General features: G+C 41.4%; 17 protein-coding genes and 1 riboswitch. Of the genes, 2 read left to right on the forward strand and 15 right to left on the reverse strand.

The genetic code is table 11. The features are described from left to right. Positions 1-597: 597 nt before the first annotated feature. The 11 genes from purF to RCP16_RS15790 form a co-directional block, all read right to left on the reverse strand. Entirely contained in the window at positions 598-2,076 is a 1,479-nt protein-coding gene (gene purF / locus RCP16_RS15740) for an amidophosphoribosyltransferase (protein ID WP_069328924.1), read from the reverse strand. After that, positions 2,061-4,307 carry a phosphoribosylformylglycinamidine synthase subunit PurL gene (gene purL / locus RCP16_RS15745; protein ID WP_308640772.1) on the reverse strand — a complete coding sequence of 749 codons (2,247 nt, stop codon included), beginning with the start codon at positions 4,305-4,307 and terminating at the stop codon, positions 2,061-2,063. The genes purF and purL overlap by 16 nt, the downstream gene beginning before the upstream one ends. After that, positions 4,285-4,974: a phosphoribosylformylglycinamidine synthase subunit PurQ gene (gene purQ, locus RCP16_RS15750; protein ID WP_069328922.1), complete on the reverse strand. Its 690-nt coding sequence runs from the start codon at positions 4,972-4,974 to the stop codon at positions 4,285-4,287. The genes purL and purQ overlap by 23 nt, the downstream gene beginning before the upstream one ends. A 4-nt stretch (positions 4,975-4,978) precedes the next feature. Next, positions 4,979-5,224 (reverse strand): phosphoribosylformylglycinamidine synthase subunit PurS, encoded by a 246-nt coding sequence (gene purS, locus RCP16_RS15755; RefSeq protein WP_069328921.1) that lies wholly within the window; start codon positions 5,222-5,224, stop codon positions 4,979-4,981. 526 nt (positions 5,225-5,750) lie between these two features. Continuing rightward, the gene (locus tag RCP16_RS15760) at positions 5,751-6,644 is read right to left on the reverse strand and encodes a phosphoribosylaminoimidazolesuccinocarboxamide synthase (RefSeq protein ID WP_308640773.1); all 894 of its coding nucleotides are present in this window, start codon (positions 6,642-6,644) and stop codon (positions 5,751-5,753) included. A 19-nt stretch (positions 6,645-6,663) separates the two neighbouring features. Then, positions 6,664-7,959: an adenylosuccinate lyase gene (gene purB / locus RCP16_RS15765; RefSeq protein WP_137225845.1), complete on the reverse strand. Its 1,296-nt coding sequence runs from the start codon at positions 7,957-7,959 to the stop codon at positions 6,664-6,666. A 4-nt stretch (positions 7,960-7,963) separates the two neighbouring features. Next, positions 7,964-9,133, reverse strand: a complete 1,170-nt coding sequence (gene purK, locus RCP16_RS15770; protein WP_308640774.1) for a 5-(carboxyamino)imidazole ribonucleotide synthase — start codon at positions 9,131-9,133, stop codon at positions 7,964-7,966. Then, on the reverse strand, positions 9,130-9,615 hold the full coding sequence (purE, locus tag RCP16_RS15775; RefSeq protein WP_204825659.1) for a 5-(carboxyamino)imidazole ribonucleotide mutase: 486 nt from the start codon (positions 9,613-9,615) through the stop codon (positions 9,130-9,132). Before purE ends, purK begins: the two co-directional genes overlap by 4 nt. Before the next feature lie 267 nt (positions 9,616-9,882). Continuing rightward, positions 9,883-9,984, reverse strand: a riboswitch (purine riboswitch). Positions 9,985-10,228: 244 nt separating this feature from the next. After that, complete coding sequence (locus RCP16_RS15780; protein ID WP_069328916.1) at positions 10,229-10,669, reverse strand: universal stress protein; 441 nt, start codon at positions 10,667-10,669, stop codon at positions 10,229-10,231. Between the two features lie 262 nt (positions 10,670-10,931). Then, the gene (locus RCP16_RS15785; RefSeq protein ID WP_308640775.1) at positions 10,932-11,213 is read right to left on the reverse strand and encodes a DUF1294 domain-containing protein; all 282 of its coding nucleotides are present in this window, start codon (positions 11,211-11,213) and stop codon (positions 10,932-10,934) included. Between the two features lie 43 nt (positions 11,214-11,256). Next, the gene (locus RCP16_RS15790) at positions 11,257-13,461 is read right to left on the reverse strand and encodes an alpha-galactosidase (RefSeq protein WP_137225841.1); all 2,205 of its coding nucleotides are present in this window, start codon (positions 13,459-13,461) and stop codon (positions 11,257-11,259) included. Between the two features lie 364 nt (positions 13,462-13,825). On the opposite strand from RCP16_RS15790, the gene RCP16_RS15795 reads away from it, so the two are divergent. After that, entirely contained in the window at positions 13,826-14,635 is an 810-nt protein-coding gene (locus RCP16_RS15795; RefSeq protein WP_137225839.1) for a MurR/RpiR family transcriptional regulator, read from the forward strand. Positions 14,636-14,723: 88 nt separating this feature from the next. On the opposite strand, the gene RCP16_RS15800 is transcribed toward RCP16_RS15795, so the two are convergent. The 4 genes from RCP16_RS15800 to RCP16_RS15815 form a co-directional block, all read right to left on the reverse strand. Next, on the reverse strand, positions 14,724-15,446 hold the full coding sequence (locus tag RCP16_RS15800; protein ID WP_308640776.1) for an N-acetylmannosamine-6-phosphate 2-epimerase: 723 nt from the start codon (positions 15,444-15,446) through the stop codon (positions 14,724-14,726). A 7-nt stretch (positions 15,447-15,453) separates the two neighbouring features. After that, a complete protein-coding gene (locus tag RCP16_RS15805; protein ID WP_308640777.1) occupies positions 15,454-17,055 on the reverse strand; it encodes a maltose/glucose-specific PTS transporter subunit IIC in 1,602 nt (533 codons plus the stop codon). 158 nt (positions 17,056-17,213) lie between these two features. Beyond that, positions 17,214-19,364 carry a DNA topoisomerase III gene (locus RCP16_RS15810; protein WP_308640778.1) on the reverse strand — a complete coding sequence of 717 codons (2,151 nt, stop codon included), beginning with the start codon at positions 19,362-19,364 and terminating at the stop codon, positions 17,214-17,216. Positions 19,365-19,635: 271 nt separating this feature from the next. After that, positions 19,636-20,697: a Gfo/Idh/MocA family protein gene (locus RCP16_RS15815; protein ID WP_308640779.1), complete on the reverse strand. Its 1,062-nt coding sequence runs from the start codon at positions 20,695-20,697 to the stop codon at positions 19,636-19,638. Between the two features lie 365 nt (positions 20,698-21,062). Between RCP16_RS15815 and RCP16_RS15820 the strand changes: the two genes are divergently transcribed. Next, positions 21,063-22,598: an amidase family protein gene (locus tag RCP16_RS15820; RefSeq protein ID WP_371748234.1), complete on the forward strand. Its 1,536-nt coding sequence runs from the start codon at positions 21,063-21,065 to the stop codon at positions 22,596-22,598. Positions 22,599-22,779 lie beyond the last annotated feature (181 nt).

The raw sequence follows: 22,779 nt of genomic DNA on the forward strand, positions 1-22,779 counted from the left end.
ATTTTTTTAGAAAGTCTAGCGCTATTCACCATAGACTCATAGTAGGTAAAAATATAATGAACATTTAAAGAAAATGCATACTTTTCATAACTTCCAAAAAGCTTAGATTGCTTAAATTTTCTGTTCATACTTCAACAAATAATATTGAATATCATTCCATACAAAACCTCTAAAACCTAGTAATACTATACATATGATACAAATAGATATCTTTTTTAAATCCATCATTCTAAATGTTCAAGAAGTTCTAAAATCCCTACTGTGAGGACGACAGGACAATACAGTGCCTTACCATTCTTCCAACTTGCACCAAAAGAGTAGCATCAACATCCACTGCTTTAGATCATTCTGATCTACCCTGCCACTCCCACTAGATCGAACTTTGCATCACTCTGAAATGGTGGCTTTTGAGCATCGGAGCGACGGGACAGGAATGAATCTGTGAGAAGCGTAGCGTTCGCCTTTAAGATTTGGATATCAACCGCTTGGCGGTTAATCAAGATATCCAAGTCTTACCAGCGATCGGGAAGATCATTCCTGTCCCATAGCGGTCCCTAGCTCAAACGCCAGCCACCTTTCCAGATGTAAAGCCTTCGACTAACATCCACATCCGAATTGTTCTTCGCCGCCGAAGTCCGTTTGAGTTGGATAATCGTTGTCGAAGCATGCCATGCACATGCCACCTTTGTAGTCTGTGCTGTTGTCGCCACCGACTGCTTTGATCAAGCCTTCAAAGCTCAAAAAGGTAAGTGAATCGGCATTCAGTTCTTTGCGCATTTCTTCAATCGACATCGTGGAAGCAATCAGTTCACGGCGATCCGGTGTATCAATACCATAGAAGCATGGATTTTTAAAAGGTGGAGAAGTGATACGTACATGCACTTCTGTAGCGCCTGCATCACGTAGCATATTGACGATACGACGTGAAGTGGTTCCGCGTACAATCGAATCATCGATCATCACGACACGTTTACCTTCCACCACACGGCGTACAGCACTAAGCTTCATTTTGACACCTTGTTCACGTAATTCTTGACTTGGTTGGATAAATGTTCGTCCAGTGTACTTATTTTTGATCATCCCAAGTTCATAAGGGATACCCGTTTGTTCCGCGAATCCGATAGCGGCTGAAATACTGGAATCCGGTACACCTGTCACTAGATCAGCATCGATAAATGATTCCTGTGCCATCACAGAACCCATCCGTTTACGAGCGGCATGTAGATTCGCACCGTTCATATCACTATCCGGTCTTGCAAAATAAATATATTCCATCGAACATAGCGCTTTACGTTGCGGTTCGATATAACGATCTTCGATCAATCCATGTTGATCCAAAATCAGTAATTCTCCCGGTTGAACATCTCGTACTAACTCTGCACCAATCGTTTCAAGAGCACAGGTCTCCGAAGCAAAAATATACGCTTCCCCTAGACGACCCATCGTAATTGGACGCAATCCGTTAGGATCAGAAGCAACGATTAATTGCTCATTGGTCATAATCATAAAAGCAAAACCGCCTACAATTTGTCGAAATGCATCTTTGGCTGCTTCGACCAGAGGCTTGTTAGAACGTGCAATTAAGTGAGCTACAACTTCTGTATCGCTGGTCGTTTGAAAAATAGAACCTGCTTCTTCCAGTTCACGCCGAATCTGTGGTGCATTGACGATATTACCGTTCGTTGCTAGTGCTAATTCACCAGCGCGATAACGGAATACTAACGGTTGTGCATTGGTAAGGCGGCTATCTCCACTGGTTGAATAACGCACATGACCAATCGAGATATCACCTGTTAAAGAACCTAAAGTGTCTTTATCAAACACTTCTTTGACCAGTCCCATCCCACGATGGTAATGAAATTGGTTGCGATCACTTACACATAAGCCAGCACTTTCTTCACCACGATGTTGAAGTGCATGTAATCCATAATAAGAAAGAGAAGCGGCTTCGGAATGTCCGTAGACCCCGAACACGCCGCATTCTTCTTTTAAAGTATCAAAAATATCATTCGGACCGGTGCCTTGATTATAATAATCACCTGTCCATAACGTCTGTTTGTTTAATTCATCAGACATGGAATCGCATCCTCCCAGACTTGGCGCAGATCGTTCACCTGCTCTGCCAAGACTTGTTTGCCGTCCACTTGGATTTGAAGTTCTGTGCCTTGCACTTGACCGATACGACGTACAGGTACACCTTGAGATTGAATATGACTTTCTAATGCATCTGCTTGTGCAGGTGTTGCTGATAACAAGATACGAGATTGACTTTCGCTAAATAGCAATAGATCATGACGCAAGTTATCGCTGTTGAGTGCTACGCTTGCACCTAATTTACCACTAATACAAGACTCTGCTAAAGCTACAGACAATCCACCTTCAGATAGATCATGTGCAGATTGCACCAGTCCACTTTGAATTGCACTCAGTACGCTACCTAGCAATTTCTTTTCGATATCCAAATTCAGTGCAGGCGGGCGACCTTCGGTAATATTATGAATCACTTTCTGGAATTCACTACCGCCTAATTCTGCAAATGTATCTCCCAGTACGAAAATAATATCGCCTTCGTTTTTGAAGCCTTGTGTAGTGATATGATCTGTATCATGAATCAAGCCAACCATACCTACAACAGGCGTAGGGTAGATCGCTCCACGCGTATTTTCATTATAAAGACTGACATTACCGCCAATGACTGGAGTATCCAGTACACGACAAGCTTCTGCCATACCGTCTACTGATTTTTCCATTTGCCAGAAAATATCTGGTTTTTCAGGGCTACCAAAGTTGAGATTATCTGTGATCGCAAGCGGTTCTGCACCGGAGCAGACAATATTACGAGCGGCTTCGCTGACAGCAATTTTACCGCCTACTTCTGGATCAAGATACACATAACGTCCATTACAATCGGTTGTCATGGCGAGTGCTTTGCGTGTACCACGAATCGTAATAACGGCTGCATCTGAACCCGGACGAACAGCTGTGCTTGTACGCACCATATAATCATATTGATCATAGACCCAAGCTTTGCTGGCTACGGTTGGTGAAGCTAGAATCGATTTCAAAGCACCACTCAGATCAGTCACTTCTTCATAACGATTGGTATCCACATGTGCTTGTTGCTCATAATACGCTGGCACTGAAGAAGGCTTATCATAAATAGGGCACTCATCCACTAGAGCATGTACAGGCATATCGCCTACTACTTCGCCATGATGCAATAGTTTCAGTCGTCCATCATCGGTTACTTTACCAACTTTGGCACAGATAACGCCCCAACGTTCAAAGATCTCCATCGCTTGTGCTTCGTCTTTCGGCTCCACCACGAACAACATCCGTTCTTGAGATTCAGAGAGCATCATTTCATAAGCTGTCATGCCATCTTCACGCTGTGGTACTTGATCGAGATACAATTCTAGACCGTTTCCTGCTTTACTTGCCATTTCCGCACTTGAACATGTTAGACCTGCTGCACCCATATCTTGAATCCCTAGCACAATACCGGAATCAATTAATTCCAAGCAAGATTCCATGACCAGTTTCTCCATAAATGGATCACCGACTTGTACTGCGGTACGACGAGCTTCTGATTCTTCTGTCAATTCTTCAGAGGCAAACGTAGCTCCATGAATTCCATCACGTCCTGTAGGAGGCCCTACATAAAATACAGGGTTACCTACCCCTTTAGCGACACCACGTTGAATTTTGTCATGATCGATTAATCCTACACACATCGCATTCACAAGCGGATTACCATCATAACTTTCATCAAACATCACTTCGCCGCCAACCGTTGGAATCCCGATACAGTTACCATAACCTGCAATCCCGGATACCACATGCTCGAACAAATATTTCACACGTTCACTTTCGAGTTTACCGAAGCGCAAAGAGTTCAATACCGCTACAGGTCTTGCTCCCATAGAGAAAATATCACGAATGATTCCACCTACACCTGTTGCCGCTCCTTGAAAAGGTTCAACCGCAGAAGGGTGATTATGACTTTCGATTTTGAAAACAACAGCTTGATTGTCACCGATATCGACAATCCCTGCACCTTCACCCGGCCCCATCAATACACGAGTTCCAGTTGTAGGAAAGCGACGTAGTAACGGTTTGGAGTTTTTGTATGCGCAGTGTTCCGACCACATTACACTAAATACGCCGATTTCGGTGTAGTTCGGTTTCCGTCCGAGAAAACCGCAGATCAACTCATACTCGCTATCCGATACACCCATTTGTTTGTATATTTGCTGGTCTGCGACTTGCTCCGCCGTCGGTTCCTTAACGGATGTTTGCTGCGTCATGTTGATCCCTCCAAGCTTTCAAAATAGATGTAAACATTTTTTTGCCATCTGCTGATCCTAACAATTCATCCACTGCACGTTCAGGGTGAGGCATCATGCCTACAACATTGCCACGTTCATTACAAATCCCTGCAATATCATGTAACGATCCATTCGGATTATGTCCATATTGGAAAACGATCTGGTTATTATCTTTTAATTGTTTTAACGTCGCATCATCACAATAGTAGTTTCCTTCACCGTGAGCAATCGGAATCGTAATTTCTTCACCATCTGCATAATCACGAGTAAATGGAGTCTGGTTATTCACGACCGTTAGCAATGTATCATGACAACGGAATTTCATCGATTCGTTACGAAGTAAAGCACCAGGTAACAGACGAGCTTCAGTTAAAATCTGGAATCCATTACAAATCCCAAGTACATATTTGCCTTGTTCTGCGGCTTTAGCCACTTCAGTCATCACCGGAGCAAATTGAGAAATCGCTCCACATCTTAAGTAATCTCCATATGAAAAGCCACCTGGAACCAAAATACAATCATACGCTGATAAGTCTGTCGCTGTGTGCCACACATATTCTACCGATTCCCCTAAAGTGTCTTCAACTGCTTTGAAGCAGTCAATATCACAGTTAGAGCCCGGAAATACCAAGACTGCAAATTTCATGGATTTAACCCTCCAGTTCGAAACGGTAATTTTCAACAACCGTATTAGCTAGCAACTTCTCGCACATCACTTTCAAGCGTTCTTCTGCTTCTTCACGATTATCTGTATCCAATTCAATCTCCATGTACTTCCCGATGCGAAGACTCTCGACTTCATTGAATCCTAAAGAATGAAGTGCACCTTGAACAGCAACACCTTGTGGGTCAAGTACGCTTTGCTTAATGGTCACGTAGACAGTAGCTTTAATCATGTTATTTTTGTTCCTCCTTAGATTAGGTGATGCTGAGTTAATATTGCTAGGTGTATCAGGTAGTGATTACATTAAATTGATAACTTTGAAAATCAATATTTGGTGATTCTTGAGATACCTCGCTATGGTCACAGATGATTCTGGTCCCTTCGCTTGGAACGAAGAATCACTTTATTTGTACTCAGTTGATAAGTTCTTAGTTGAAGCAAATATCTACCATTATGGTTGATAGTTCAGATCGCAATCTCAATCAGATGGAGAAGTGAGCAGAAAATATGACTTGGTAGACTGCCTTGATATGGATAGTCTACATAGTGAACACCATGCTGTCCTTATCTTTTCTGCCCCACCCCTAACGAGCGCTAATTGATCTCGATCCGGGCGGAGCGGAGGGAAAGAAATCATCCATAAGAAGCGTAGCGTTCGCCTTTAAGAATGAATATCGACTGCCAAGCAGTCATTCCAGATATTCATTCTTAACAGCGATCGGCAGGATGATTCTTTCCCGAAGCGGTCTCCCCAAGGATCAAATCAATTGCCTCCCCGTTAACTTCTGATAGATGGCTAGATAGCGGTCGGATGTGGCTTGGACGACGGATTCTGGTAAAGGAGCAGGTTGGCTGTTTTTATCCCAATCTGTGCCTGCCAGATACGTGCGTACTGGTTCTTTATCCATACTGTCGATTTCGATATCCAGTGCATAATTATTCTTCGCCCAGAAGCGTGAAGAATCTGGCGTGAAAATTTCGTCGATTAAGACGACTTTACCATCAATCAATCCGAATTCGAATTTGCAATCCGCTAGAATAATATCGTGTTGGTCACAATACTGACGGGCATATTCATAAAGTTGAATACTTTTGGTTTTCAATTCTTCAGCAAGTTCTGCACCAATTCGATTTTTCATGTCATCAAAAGAAATATCTTCATCATGACCAGTATCATTTTTGGCAGCCGGTGTGAACAACGGATTAGGGAATACACCATTTTTACGCAAGCCTTCAGGAAGGGTAATCCCATTCACTTGACCAGTTTCTTGATATTGTCTCCACCCACCGCCTGTAATATAACCACGTACTACACACTCCATATCGATACGTTCCGCTTTGCGTGTGACCATAATGCGGTTACGCAGTGCTTCCGGGTCACGTACGATATCGCCTAATTGATCGACATCGATATGTACGACATGGTTATCGATCAGGTTGTTGGTTTGTCCGAACCAGAAAGCACTTAAGCGGTTCAACACTTCCCCTTTGTGTGGTACAGGTGGATCAAGTACATAATCAAAAGCAGAAATACGATCAGTAACGACTATCAGATAGTGCTCGCCCAGATCATACAATTCGCGTACTTTTCCTTTATAGATCAGCGGTGCATTAACCAGATCAACAGCTGTTGTGACGGCTTGCGATATCATGTGTAGTGTCCCCTCTTTCCTATTCCAGACCGAGTTTTTTGAAAATTGTATCGACATGTTTCAGATGCCATGATGGGTTGAATGCTTCTTCAATTTCTTCAGCATTCAATAGTTCTGTTATTGCAGGAGTTTCCAAAATAATATCTTTAAACGAACGTTGCTCTTCCCACGCTTGCATCGCACGAGGTTGAACCGTATCATACGCTTGCTCACGGCTGATACCTTTATCAATTAATTTAGTCATCACACGACCGGAGAAAGGAACACCGTACGTACGTTGAATATTGCGTTGCATATTTTCAGGGAATACCGTTAAGTTTTTGATAATGTTACCAAAGCGATTCAGCATGTAGTTCAACAACATCGTTGCATCTGGCAAAATAATACGTTCTACCGATGAATGTGAAATATCACGTTCATGCCACAACGTTACATTTTCATACGCAGACACCATATGACCACGGATTACACGAGAAAGACCTGAGATATTTTCAGAGCTGATTGGATTACGTTTGTGAGGCATGGCAGATGAACCTTTTTGACCTTTAGCAAAAGCTTCTTCGACTTCACGCACTTCACTCTTCTGTAGTGCCCGTACTTCAGTTGCAAATTTATCAAGCGATGTTGCTACCAAAGCCAGTGTTGCCATATATTCAGCATGACGATCACGTTGTAACGTTTGTGTAGAGATGGGAGCCGCTTTGGTACCTAACTTGTTACATACGAATTCTTCTACAAAAGGATCAATATTCGCATATGTTCCTACAGCACCAGACATTTTACCGTATTGAACGTTGTCGGCTGCATGACGGAAGCGCTCCAAGTTACGTTTCATTTCTTCATGCCATAATGCCATTTTCAAGCCAAATGTAGTCGGCTCTGCATGAACACCATGCGTACGTCCCATCATCGGTGTATCTTTATAAGCGATCGCTTTATCTTTCAAAATTTCGATAAAATTGATAATATCACGTTCTAAGATTTCATTGGCTTGGCGCAAAAGATAACCAAGTGCTGTATCCACCACATCTGTTGATGTTAAGCCGTAATGTACCCATTTGCGTTCTTCGCCTAAGCTTTCAGATACTGCACGGGTAAATGCAATCACATCATGACGTGTTTCTTTTTCGATCTCATAAATGCGATCCATATCAAAAGAAGCACCTGCACGTAATTTTTCTACATCTTCTTTTGGAATAACGCCTAATTCCGCCCATGCTTCACAAGCGCAAATTTCTACTTCCAACCAAGCTTTAAATTTGTTCTCTTCACTCCAGATATTTCTCATTTCAGGTCTGCTATAACGTTCGATCATAAGTTTATTCGTGCCTCCATATATTCGTTTGGTCTATCCATGCCAGAGCATCTTCTATATTATGACACAGCACATTGATATGTCCCATCTTGCGCTTGTGTTTGGCTTCTTCTTTCCCATATAAATGGTACTTAGGGTTCACATGTAGTGATGTTGTTGAGAGATCGACCTGTATCATCTTTTCAGTAATTGCAGGAATATGTTCTCCCAAAATATTGACCATGACTACAGGTGAGCGCAATGCTGTACTTCCCAGAGGCAATCCGCAGATCGCTCTTACATGCTGTTCGAACTGTGACGTCTCGCAAGCTTCAATCGTATAGTGACCTGAATTGTGCGGACGAGGTGCTAATTCATTTACATATAACTGCCCATCTTCGGTGCAAAATAATTCAACAGCCAGCAATCCCACCGCATTCATAGACTCTGCAATAGCTGCTGCCATTTGTTCCGCACGTTGTTGTATTTCTGCCGATACACGCGCAGGTACAATCGAAAGATGAAGAATATTATCCACATGAACATTTTCAGATACAGGAAATGTCTTGATCTCTCCATTAGAGCTACGAGCAGCGATCACAGACAATTCACATTGGAAATGAATAAATTGCTCAACCACTAACTCTGTTCTTGCAACACTTAATTCGTCATAGGCTTGCTGGGCTTGCTCTTCATTCCGAATCACAAATTGCCCTTTGCCATCATAACCGCCTGTTGCTGTTTTGAGCACACAAGGTGTTCCAAATTGCTGTACCGCTTGTAACGTTTCTGCTGCACTGCGTACTTCCATATAAGGAGCTACGGTTGCGCCTGCCGCTTCAATCGCACGCTTTTCACGTAATCGGTGTTGAGTCGTGTATAACAATTGACTCCCCTGAGGTACATACGATTTCTGCTCTAACAATGCCGCTACATCAGCATCTACATTTTCAAATTCATACGTAATCACATCGGCTTGGCTCGCTAGCATTTCAGCAGCTTGTGGATCATCATAACGTCCTACGATTTGCTGACTGACCTGACCGCAAGGTGCATTGGTCGCTGGGTCAAGTGTAATAAATTGATACCCGAGCGGTGTTCCTTGCAGAACCATCATGCGTCCCAACTGTCCGCCACCTAAAATCCCTATCGTAGAACCCGGTGGAATCAATTTAGAAGATTGAATATCACTCATAGCGTATCACTCGAAGCGATCACTTCTAGACGAATCCGTTCACGTCTAGCTTCTGCACGCTTCATAACTTCAGGGTCAAAAGCACCGATCATCTGTGCCGCTAACAATCCTGCATTCGTGGCTCCTGCTTTGCCAATCGCTACAGTAGCTACTGGAATCCCGCCGGGCATCTGGACGATTGATAATAAAGAATCCAGACCTTTCAATGCCGCCGATTGTACAGGTACACCGATAACAGGTAATAATGTTTTGGCTGCGATCATACCCGGTAAGTGAGCGGCTCCACCTGCACCTGCAATAATCACTTTAATTCCACGCTCTTGCGCTTGCTCTGCAAATTCAAACATCAAATCCGGTGTACGGTGAGCAGAGACTACTTTTTTCTCATAAGCAATTTCGAGTTCATCGAGCATCTGACAAGCATGTTGCATCGTTTCCCAATCTGATTTGCTACCCATAACAACAGCGACCTGTACCGACATGTTATAACCTACTTTCCAGGATAAAATTAATCTATCGTGTTCGATAAGTAATCTGTAATTGTATTTAGCATAACATTCACTTGTTCTCACAATGTTAGCACCGCTTCACACGAAAAAAATCCGCAGATCCTGTTAGAAATATGTTCATTTCCAGGTTCTTCGGACTTCAGGGAGCTTAACAGATCATACATATTGCATCCGCAGTATAGAAAGCCCTATCCCTTTCAAAAAAAGTATAAGGTCTACCATCAAGACTGCAATCACATAGATCGATCTGTTTACTCTCGTAGTCCGAACATTTACGGTATTCGGGTAGAAACGTCCGGGCCATATTCCCGGTTTTATACGAGTCATTATTTCATACGTTTGATAAGCTTCATGTGTTAGTGTACCAATCTACAACACATCATGTCAACTTAAAGACGAACGTTTTATGATACTAATATTATATTGTTCGTATTTAAAGGCTTTCATCTTTGATTTCTTTCGTACTTGTTCCCTATCAAAATAAAAAAGACGCATAGAACCGTTGTCGCTTGGACAATCATTCTATACGCCTTAAGAGGGCTACAAGTGTAATGCATACCTTTTAGATCTACTGATAGCTTTGGTATTACTTCACAATCAATACTGGGATTTTAGCGTGTTGTACAACATTATGACTCACACTACCCAATACAAATTCACGAATACTACCGAGTCCGCGACTACCAATAATGATCACATCGCAGTGATTCGCTTCTGCATACTCTAGTATGTTTTGTGCTGCTGCACCTTGAATCATTTCCACACTGATCGTATTGCTAATTCCAGCTGCTTCTAAGCGACGTTTAGCTTCTTTCGCTGTTTGTGTCGCTAATTCATACAATTCCTCGTTAGACGTTGTCGGTACAGGTACAATACCTTCCCCTACAAAATAACGTGGAAAATCAAACACATGAATTGCATGAATTTCAGCGTGTGGCGCTGCTGTTGCAAGTTCCACCGCACGATCTAGTGCTTTGTTAGATGCTTTGGAACCATCGTATGCTAATAAAATTTTGGAAAATAACATATTATCCATCTCCTCTATGCCAGTGGGTATCCATTGGTGGTGTGATTATGCTGCATCTGGATTTCTGAGATCAGGATTCTGTAGGATATCTGTTGTTATGTAAGACGGGTCAACAGAATGAAGATATCATCCATCCATAACACTTAGACAATGATCGTAAGCGTTATACTTTTAGTATACTCCTTTATTACCCGTTATGCTCATTTCATGAAACGAAACAAAGACCTGATAACGAATCATCAGGTCTTTGTTCTTCTAGTGTTTACCGTATCCATGTCATCCAGATATAACCGTACACCATAATATTTAAAATCAATAACAATGGCACACCGATTACAAATGAACGATGTTTGGTTTTGTGGCGCTTGGTCATCATCGCGATCCAGATCCCCAAAGCTCCGCCGATAGCCGCCCAGATAAACAACGTTTTCTCTGGTATACGTTCACGAGTACGATGACGTTGTGCACGTTTTTTGTCTGTGACCATCACGATATAAGCAATAATATTGACAATCAGCAGCCAGACCCATAATACCTGTTCCATTTCTGTCTGCCTCCATTGATTCAATCTCTACAGTGTAAGTGTACTATTCCACCGCTTTGAATACAAACAAAGCACTATAGAAATCGGCTTGTGCATAAGGAGCAATCACCCCGTGATACATCAATTCATCACCAGCATAAGTGTTAGCATCTGTAACACCATTTACAGACATTGAGTAACGACGATGTGGATCAAGTCCTTTTAATTTCAGACGACGAAGCGGTCCATTAGGAACACTTAACACCTGGAAATAACCTGCAAAAGCTTCTTGTTGATCTTCTGAGACAAACATCCAAGAGGTAATATTACTTTCAAAAGGACTCAGCAAACGATAAAACTGACCGAATTGAATCAGCTCTCGTAACTCTTTATACTGAGCCACTTGCTCTTTCACTTCTTGTTTTTCTGTATCGGTAAGCTTCGTCAGATCAAGCTCATAACCAAAGTTACCGGACATGGCTACATGACCACGAGTCGTCAATGGAGCCATACGCCCTACTTGGTGATTCGGTATATCTGATACGTGAGCACCCATCGCACTTGCCGGGTAGACCATACTTGTACCGTATTGAATTTTCAGACGTTCTACTGCATCTGTATCATCACTTGTCCATGTTTGTGGCATATAATATAGCATTCCCGGGTCAAATCGACCTCCACCACCAGAGCAACTTTCGAATAGGATATGTGGGAATGTTGATGTTATCTTTTCTAAAACACTATACAGTCCAAGCATATACCGATGTGCTGTTTCCCGTTGACGATCCGCGGGTAACAGTGCCGAACCGATCTCGGACATATTACGGTTCATATCCCATTTCACATACGTAATTGGAGCAGAAGAAAGAACAGCGCTCACAGACTCTACAATATAATCGCATACATCTTGACGCGAAAGATCTAGAATCAATTGCTCCCGGCCCATCGTACGACTGCGATCAGGTACATGTAGACACCAATCAGGATGTGCACGATACAAGTCGCTATCTGGAGAAACCATTTCAGGTTCAAACCATAATCCGAATTGCATTCCAGTAGCTGTGATTTCTTTTGCCAGCTTACCTAGCCCTTCTGGTAATTTGCGACGATCTTCCACCCAATCACCAAGTGAAGTACGATCGTCATTACGATGACCGAACCAACCATCATCCAGTACAAATAATTCAATGCCTAACTCTTTTCCAGCAGCTGCTATTGACTTGATCTTAGGAGCGTCAAAGTCAAAATAAGTCGCTTCCCAGTTGTTAATCAAAATAGGACGGACTTGATCACGATGTGTTCCGCGGCTTAGACGCGTACGATACAGCTTGTGATAAGTACGAGACATACCACCTAATCCTTCAGAAGAATGAACCAGCACCGCTTCAGGTGTTTGGAACGTGTCACCTGCTTCTAATTTCCATTCAAAATCAAATGGCGATAATCCGATCTGCATACGTGTAGTATGGAATTGATCCACTTCAACTTGAGCGACAAAGTTACCGCTATACACAAGACTCATTCCATAGACTTGCCCTTGATCTTCATTTGCATCTTTACCAAGTAAAGCAATAAATGGATTTTGCTGATGGCTACTCGAACCACGTTTACTTTCGATCCGTTGTAATCCTGGAGTGAGTGGACGGTAATGCACATGACGTTCACGTGTCCATGCACCCGACAATTGCATCATACGATATTCATCATCTGCTAGATCGACACTACTACTAAGTGCACGCTGAATCTGAATCGTCTCTGCACCTTTATTATCAAATTTCACAGAACGTGTAATCGCATTCATTTCGTTGAACACCGTATAGCTTACAATAGCTTCAAGTCCAGTCAATGGATCACGCAAAGTAATTTCCAGTGTATCTGCTTCATTTTCCTGCTCTACATACGTAGCTGGTAATCCTTCAAGTGTTGGTTTGCCTGTTGTAATGGTATGACTCACATAATGAAGATCGTTAACCGTAGTTCCATTGCTATGTTTAGCTTCAAAAGCAGGCTCACGATAATCTCCGCGACCGTAACCAGGGTATTCTTGTGGCAACGTATCAAATGAGAAATCACGATCATCTGCATGATAGTTCGGGCTAAATGAAGCACGCTCGACTTGTTGCAATAGACTGCTGATCGATGTTCCTTGTAGACGAGGTCCCCAATATAAGTGAACTAAATGCGTAGATTTAAGTAGTTGAATCACATAACTCGTTGAACGAGATTGTAAATGGAATGTAGATTGATGAGTATCATAAAATATAGACATGGAATAATCCCTTTCTGATGGCTCGGCTCAGTACCGAATATCCAGTTATTCTATCGTGTTCGTTTTTATTCTAACGGTAAAATAATAAAAAGCACATAGCATAATTCCATTATTTGATGGCACAATCCTATAATATAGAGATCATTCTACAAACTATACTATAATAGAAAGAAATCAACTGTTCGATACTTACATAAATGCAATGTAAGATATTTTGCTAATGCAAAAATCATTTTTTATGGAAGCTGAGTTGCGCTTATACTGCCAAGCGCTTAATGTAAGATATTTTGCTAATGCAAAAATCATTTTTTTATGGAAGCTGAGTTGCGCTTATGTTGCCAAGCGCTTAAGGAGGAGATTACAGATGGCTCTCAATGTACTGGATGAACTTCAATTACGATATCAACAATTATCGACCAAAGAAAAAGAAATTGCTGACTACATCATGCTCCATAAGAATTCAATTCATAATATCAATATCCGCGATCTCTCCCAGCGTACACAAGCTTCAATGTCTACAATTACTCGCTTTTGTCGTAAAGCAGGATTTAGTAACTTTATAGATTTCAAGCTTAGTCTTAACCGAGAAGTCGATATTCCGCGAGATGAACTTAATTTCTTTGCACAGACAAGGCATTTATATAACGAGATTATTATGGCGACTGCCGATATGATCAAGCCACAAATGATTGAAGAAGTTGTTCAACAGATTAAGCAAGCACGGCGTGTCTATGTGTATGGATTAGGAAGCTCAGGATTATCGGCTTTGGAATTTAAGTACCGCTTGATGCGAATGAACATCTTAATCGATGCTGTGACCGATTCGCATATGATGATGATGAATGCGTCTTTAATGGATGAACAAGATTTGGTAATTGGATTGTCCAACTCTGGTCATACCACTGAAGTCAACAGTGCGCTACGAATCGCCAAAGCCAATCAAGCTCAGATCGTCGGTATTACCAATTTTGATCATACTCCATTTACAGAAACGACCGATTTGTGTCTGTTTACACCTGGATTACAGCGAATGGGCGATATTCCTTTTATCAATAGTCAATTAGCGATTATCTATGTACTAGATATGATCTCCATGCTATTACTGCAAAATGAAGAACTACTATCAGCACGTCAACGTACACTCCATGCCCTATACAAACAAGATCCATCTTAAAGGGAACATAAGAAAAAGAACCGGATATCGATCATCTCCGGTTCTTTCTTTAGATTTGCTATCCATTTTTTGTTACATAAAATAAGGATCAAAGTCTATTTTGTACAATCGATGCCGAACGAACTTCTTTCATTTTTTCCATAAAGCGTGCTGTAATCTGTTGTGGACGGGTAATCGCTCCACCTACCACTACACTATACACACCAAGTTCCAGACAACGTGCTGCCATCTCTGGTGTCATAATATTACCTTCAGCTACAATAGGTGTTTTGATCTGGCGAATCATCTCTTTGAGAATAGCAAAATCATTCTCGTACACTTTCTGATGTGAAGTCTGCTCGGTATATCCTACCAGTGTAGCCGATATCAGATCAAATCCTAGCTGTTCCGCCATGATCCCTTCTTCGACAGTCGATACATCTGCCATCAATAACAATTCAGGATAAAGCAGACGAATCTGTTTGACCAAATCTGCAAGTGCCACACCATCCGGGCGAGGACGTGACGTTGCATCTAATGCGATAATCTCACAACCTGATTCTGCTAATTCATGAACTTCAGTGATCGTAGGTGTAATAAATACAGGATGATCTCCATAGTTACGTTTGACGATTCCGATCACAGGTAGAGGCACCTGTTGCTTAATTTCTTTGATATCTTGCGCTGTATTGGCTCGAATACCCACAGCCCCGCCTTCTTGCGCAGCCACTGCCATTTTCCCCATAATAAAAGAACTATGCAGAGGTTCATGTTCCAATGCCTGACAAGATACGATTAGCCCCAGCTGTAATCCCAATGAATCCAAATCCATACTATACTCACTCCGTTTCCATATATTCCTCAATCTCATTTTTTATTACACTCACTTGTGGGCCATAGATTACTTGCACCCCGTTACCATTAATGAGGACACCTTTAGCGCCTGAATGTTTCAACCGATCTTGAGAGACTTGATCCGGATGATAGACGGATATCCGTAGACGAGTCGCACAACAATCCAGTTCTTTAATATTGTCTTTGCCACCCAATGCATTCAAAATCACCGCAGGACGAGAACTATCCACTTCACCAGCATCTGTAGCGTTTGCATCGGTTACAGCTGTTGTTTGCCCACTTCCATTGTCTGCACTTCCTTTAGCATCAGCGATAGTCTCATCTTCACGACCCGGTGTTTTGAGGTTGAATTTGACGATTAAGAAGCGGAATGTCACATAGTACAGAGCGAACCAGACCACACCGATCATCGGTACATAGATCCAATTGGTTTTGGCATTTCCCTGTAAAATCCCAAACAGAATAAAGTCAATCAAACCACCCGAGAATGTTTGACCAATCGTAATCTGAAATATATGAGCGAGCATAAAAGCAAATCCGTCAAAAACAGCATGAATCACATACAAGAAGGGAGCAACAAATAGAAAAGCAAATTCCAATGGCTCTGTAATACCTGTTAAAAATGAAGTCAACGCCGCTGATAACATCAAGCCACCAACAACCTTTTTACGTTCTGGACGTGCAGTATGATAGATCGCTAATGCAGCACCCAACAATCCAAACATCATCGTAATAAATCGACCTGACATAAAGCGCGATGTGCCTGAGAAATACTTTTCAGTCGAAGGATCACCTAATTGAGCAAAGAAAATATTCTGGGTTCCTTCCACTATCTTACCAGATACTTCCATTGTACCACCAAGTCCGGTTTGCCAGAAAGGGAGGTAAAAAATATGGTGCAGTCCGAGAGGCCCTAACATACGTAAAAAGAATCCATAGAATAATGTACCTACATACCCTGTAGCATCTACGATTCCACCTAGCTTTGTAATTCCTAATTGAATCGTTGGCCATACTAGAAATAAAGCCAATCCTACAAATATCGCTGCAAACGAAGAAGCAATTGGAATAAAACGTGAACCGCCAAAAAATCCTAAAAATTGAGGGAGTTCAATTTTGTTATATCGATTATGAAGGCTTGCAGTGACAAGACCGATAATAATCCCGCCCAGTACACCTGTCTGTAGAGATTGAATACCAAGAATCATACCTTGACCGGCTGCCGCCATATTTTCAGTCACAAGCTGGTTACTGTTAATCAGCATTGCATTGATCGAAGCATTCATGACCAGATAGGCAAGTGCCGCCGCCAGTCCTGCTGTTCCTTTGTCTGAACGTGCCAGTCCAACAGCTACACCAATCGCAAAGATCAACGCCAAGTTACTGAATGTAATATCTCCAGCACTGCTCATTACTTTGAAAATATATTGTAACCAGCTAATCTGTAATACAGGATATGTACTTACCGTATTGGGATTAGAAAGGGCACCCCCTATACCTAACAGTAATCCTGCTGCGGGTAATACGGCGATCGGAAGCATAAAAGATTTACCAAATCGTTGGGCCTTCTCGAAAAAAGTTTTCATTCGTCTGCACCACCTGAAAATATTTTCTTTTAAATATAGATTATGAAAACCATTTTCGTCAACGATTATTTTAATAAAATACTTTTCACTGCATAGCAAATAAGCTCTTTAGCATATGTAATCACTAAAGAGCTTATGACAATCATATCGATTCATTTCTATTCCTTTTTATCTTCCAAAGCTGCTTTCAACAAATCGCCTAGACTTGAACCAAACGATTCTTTTTGCTCAAATTTCTTCACTAGCTTTTGTTGCTCTCGTTTATTCACTGGACGACCGCCGTCTTTATTCAACGTTTCGGTAATACCACAACCCAGACACTGCACATACTTCCCAGCTTTGCCGTCTTTAATTTCCATTTTTTTATGACATTGCGGACAACGACGATTGGATAATTGCTTTTCGGTCGAACGACGATAGCTACAATCTTCACTCGGACAGATCAAGAACGTGCCTCGCTTCGATTTTTTCTCTAGCATACGTGTTCCACATTCAGGACAATGACTTGAAGATACATTGTGAGGTTTATAATTCACATCACTCTTTTTCACTCCATCGACCATGGACTGTGCCATTTGACGAATCTCTTGTAAAAACGGCTCAGGTTGACCTTGACCACGGGCAATTTTTTCTAATTGTTGTTCCCAACGTGCTGTTAATTCAGGTGTACGTAGTTCAGGAGACACCAGTTCAATTAATTGTGCTCCTTTACCAGTAGGGTGCAAATGATTTCCTTTACGTTCAATCGTATCTGACGACACTAATTTTTCAATAATGTCTGCTCGTGTAGCAGGAGTACCCAGACTGTGTTTTTCCATCTGAGATAATAAAGCCGCTTCAGTGTACCGTTTAGGAGGCATTGTACGACCTGCTTTGACCACGCAACGAGCAATCATTTTCGACTCACCTTGTTGGAGTTCTGGCAACTTTTGTGTGCTTTGACGATCAGATGAACGCTGAGAATCTTGAGTAGCATCTTCATCCTCATCTTCTTCACCCCACTGCTCACCGTATACTGTACGCCAACCGGAATCTTTAATTGTTACTCCTTTAGCATGGAACTGTTCTCCTGCCGCTTCGATGATCACTTGAACCGTATCATAAGTAGCAGGTGGATAAAATAAACTGATGAATCGACGTGCAATCAGATCATACAGCTTCCGTTCATCGCTAGTCAGTGCATTCAAAGAAACTATTTCCTCTGTAGGAATAATGGCATGATGATCACTAATTTTGCTGTCATCTACAATTCGTTTATCAATCTTAAGAGCATTACGTAACAAAGGACGTGCCAGTGGCGCATACGGACCTACAGCTACACTGGATAAACGTTCTTTGAAAGTATCTGTCATATCGGAAGACAAATAACGTGAATCGGTACGCGGATACGTAACGATTTTGTGTTGCTCATACAACTTTTGCAATACATTAGACGTATGCTTAGCAGAAAATCCGTATTTTTTATTTGCATCACGCTGTAACTCGGTCAGATCATAAGCTAGTGGATGAGGTTCTTGGCGCTCATTCTTTTTCACCGATACAATCTTCGCTTGCTTACCTGCCAAAGCCTGTTCCAACTGCTGTACTTGTTGCGATTCAAAAATACGTCCGTCTCCTTGACCATGTCTCCATTCGGCTTGCAGATCCCCTAGATCAATATGCAAAGTATGATAATCTTGTGAGCGAAAATCTTTAATTTCATTTTCCCGTTTCATCATCATTCCAAGTGAAGGGGTCTGCACACGTCCTGCTGATAATTGAGCATCAAATTTACAAGTAAGTGCACGTGTAATATTGAGTCCAACCATCCAATCTGCTTCTGCCCGGCAACGTGCAGATTCATACAACCGATCGAACTCTTTTCCCGGACGTAACTTGTTGAATCCTTCACGAATCGCTTTATCCGTCTGTGAAGATATCCATAATCGTTGAAATGGCTTTTTCCACTTCGCCATCTGAATAATCCAGCGTGCTAACAATTCCCCTTCACGCGCAGCATCTGTAGCCACAATCAACCCTTGTACATCATTACGTTTTAACAGATGTTGAACGATTTTATACTGATGACTGCTTTCACGCAGTACTTTTAACGTCATTTTCTCTGGTAAAATCGGCAAATCTTCCAAATTCCATTTCTGATAACGAGTATCATAATCCTCGGGCTCTGCTAGACCTACCAGATGACCTAATGCCCATGTGACTATATATTGAGGGCCTTCCATATATCCTTTATGCTTTTGATGACTTCCCATCACACGTGCGATTTCTCTTGCAACAGAAGGCTTTTCAGCCAGTACCACTTGTTTCATCGTGTTCCATCCTTTCACGTTCCTATCTATACTTTGTATCGTTTATTTATTATAATATCTTTTGTTTTCAACATCTGTGATCATACAGCAATACACACATCTATACATTGTAACACTTTTCAAATCAATATTGATGTCATCACACAACCTTATACTATCCTTATTATAGAATGATATATGTACCATATACTTCGATATAATAAAAGAGCTGATATCTATATCGTTCTATAGAGTACCAGCTCTTGCTATATAGTATTGATAAAAATCGAATTTAAAATTCTTTATGAATAACAGTATTCTTTTCAGCTGCTTCAAAAATCGTTTCGATCAGCACCAATACTCGATGCACTTCTTCATTCGGTACAGCTGATTTGGCTGACCCTTCGATCACCGATAAAAAGTTGATATAAAACTCTTCAGGCGGATGTTCGATCGTTTGAATCGGTTGGCGAATGGTAGATTCTTCAGAAGGCGGAGCCATCGTTTTTGTTAATCCACGACCTGCTTGAATCGGTTTGGGTTCTACTTTCTCTACTTCTGTATTACGGGTGACAATCTCTCCACTTAGATTCCAATCTTGAATAATTGCAGTTCCTTCTGTACCTTTCACATACCAGCGTGGCAATTTAACATAATTGGTCGTACCCACTTCAACCACAGCCGTTAACCCATCTTTGAACCGAATCGATGTGGTAAATCCATCATCAACTTCTGTATCCAGCACCGTACTCAATTGAGCATGCACACTCTCAATCTTACTATCTGTGAGCAACAACAACTGATCCAACAAATGAACTCCCCAATCCAACAACATACCGCCACCATAAGCTTTGAGCTGTCTCCAATCACCCGGGATACCATTTGCTCCTTGTACACGTGATTCTACATGGAAAACTTCTCCTACAGTACGTTTCTCAAACATCTCACGAATAATTAAGAAATCTTCATCCCAACGGCGATTTTGATGCACTGTAAAGACCTGACCTGTTTCTTCTGCCACTTTTACAATGTCTAACAAATCTGCGCTATTGATCGTGACAGGCTTTTCACAAATCACATGTTTGCCTGCTCGCAAAGCTTGAATCGATAATTCTTTATGTACATCATTCGGAGTCGCGATCAGCACAATATCTACAGTTTCATCTGATAAAATCGCTTCCATTGTATCGTACGTTTGATAACCGTGTTGTCCAGCAAGCTCCATACGGTAATCCACAATATCATACACACCTGTGACTTGGAGAGAAGGTACTTTCTCAATAAGTTGCCCATGATAACTTCCCATACCGCCATATCCTACAATCACCAAATGATATACCGACTTCTTATCCATTTCAGTTCCTCTTTCCCATACTGGATTATAATTCCATTTTAACCATTACCATTTCATTCTATCAAACTTTTAGCTTTAATATAAAGTTTCTTTTTTACAAATATTCTTTTTATAGTTCTATTTTAATGTAACTGCTCACAAACTAAAAAACAGTTAAATATGTATCATTTTATTTCATTATTTTATTAAAATGTATGCAGATAATATAATTTATATTGACATGTAATATTTATTAACACTAAAATACATAATTAATTACATGTATCGACAATAATTGAGTCTATCTTCTAAAGGAGTGAAGTTATTTGTCTAAGATCCAACCTATCAGAGCATATCGTAAAATGATTGTCATGTGGTTAACAGTTATGATGTTAGTTGTTGCTCCATTCAGTACATACGGTGTTACTTCTTCTGTACAAGCAGCTGGTTCTCCCGGTACAAATGAACCTTTTGTGATTACAGAAGCAACGATTGCAGATATGCAAACAGCTATGAAAGAAGGTCGTCTCACTTCTGTTCAGCTTGTTCAACAATACTTAGATCGTATCGCTAAATATGATCATCAAGGTATTAAGCTTAATTCTATTCTCACCCTTAATCCCCAAGCTCTTGAGATTGCAGCCCAATTAGACAAAGAACGTGCAACCACAGGCGTTCGTGGACCTTTGCATGGTATCCCGATTATTGTCAAAGATAACTTTGATACTGCTGATATGCCGACCACAGCCGGTTGTGTCTGCTTGCAGAACTCTATTCCTGATCAAGATGCCGATCAGATCGCTATGCTCAAAGCAGCAGGTGCTATTATTTTAGCCAAATCGAATCTGCATGAATTTGCATTCGGGATTACCACTTCTAGCTCTCTTGGAGGACAGACGCTTAATCCGTATGCACTTGATCATTATCCAGGTGGCTCAAGCGGTGGAACAGGAGCCGCAATTGCTGCCAACTTTGCAGCAGCTGGGTTAGGCACAGATACCGGTGGTTCGATTCGAATACCATCTGCTTTTAACAGTCTAGTCGGTATTCGTCCTACAGTTGGCTTGAGTAGTCGTGATGGTATTATTCCACTCGCTCTCACACAAGATGTAGGTGGGCCGATTGCACGCACAGTCGAAGATGCAGCAATATTATTGCAGACCACTGCTGGTTATGATCCAGATGATATGGCTACCGCTTATAGTGTTGGACATATTCCTGATAACTATACGGACTATTTACAAGTGGATGGTCTAAAAGGAGCTCGGATCGGAATCGCTACTGAATTGTTCAACAATACTACCGCTACCGAGAAATCAGTTACTCAAGTAGTCTATACCGCTGTAGATGATATTCAGAGGCTTGGCGCAACAGCCGTTCCGATTCAAATTCCTAACCTTACACAGATTATGAAATATCCTAGCTTAAGTGGCTATGAATTCAAATTTCAAATCAATGATTACTTGAATAGCTTAGGAGAAGATACACCTTATCATAATCTAACTGATATTTTAGCCTCTAATCAGTTTGATCCCAAACAAGCAGAATCCATGAAAAAACGCGATGCTGTAGCCACATTGGATACACCAGAATATAAAGATATTATACTCAACCGTACCAAAGTCACACGCGAATCTCTTTTAAAAGTAATGGCAGATTATGATCTAGATGCTATTGTCTACCCGACGACAACACAGCCAGCAGCTACGATCGGTGAAGAACAGATATCAGGTGATAATAACCGTTTAAGCCCTTTCTCAGGCTTTCCAGCGATTACCGTGCCTGCTGGATTTGTGAATAACAAATTACCTGTTGGCATTGAATTTTTAGGTCGTCCTTTTGATGAAAGTACATTGATCAAATTAGCATACAGCTACGAACAAGGTACTCATCATCGTCAAGCACCTACGTTAACACCTTAAATACCTTTTTTAAATCTTTTCTATACCCAATACCATATAAATATTCTATCTCAGTCATTCAGTCATTCAGTCATTCAGTCATTCAGTCATTCAGTCATTCAGTCATTCAGTCATTCAGTCATTCAGTCATTCAGTCATTCAGTCATCAAAAGTATACTTGGATAGTAAAAAAGCACCACTA

Source organism: Paenibacillus nuruki, assembly GCF_963311185.1.
Lineage (GTDB): Bacteria > Bacillota > Bacilli > Paenibacillales > Paenibacillaceae > Saccharibacillus > Saccharibacillus nuruki.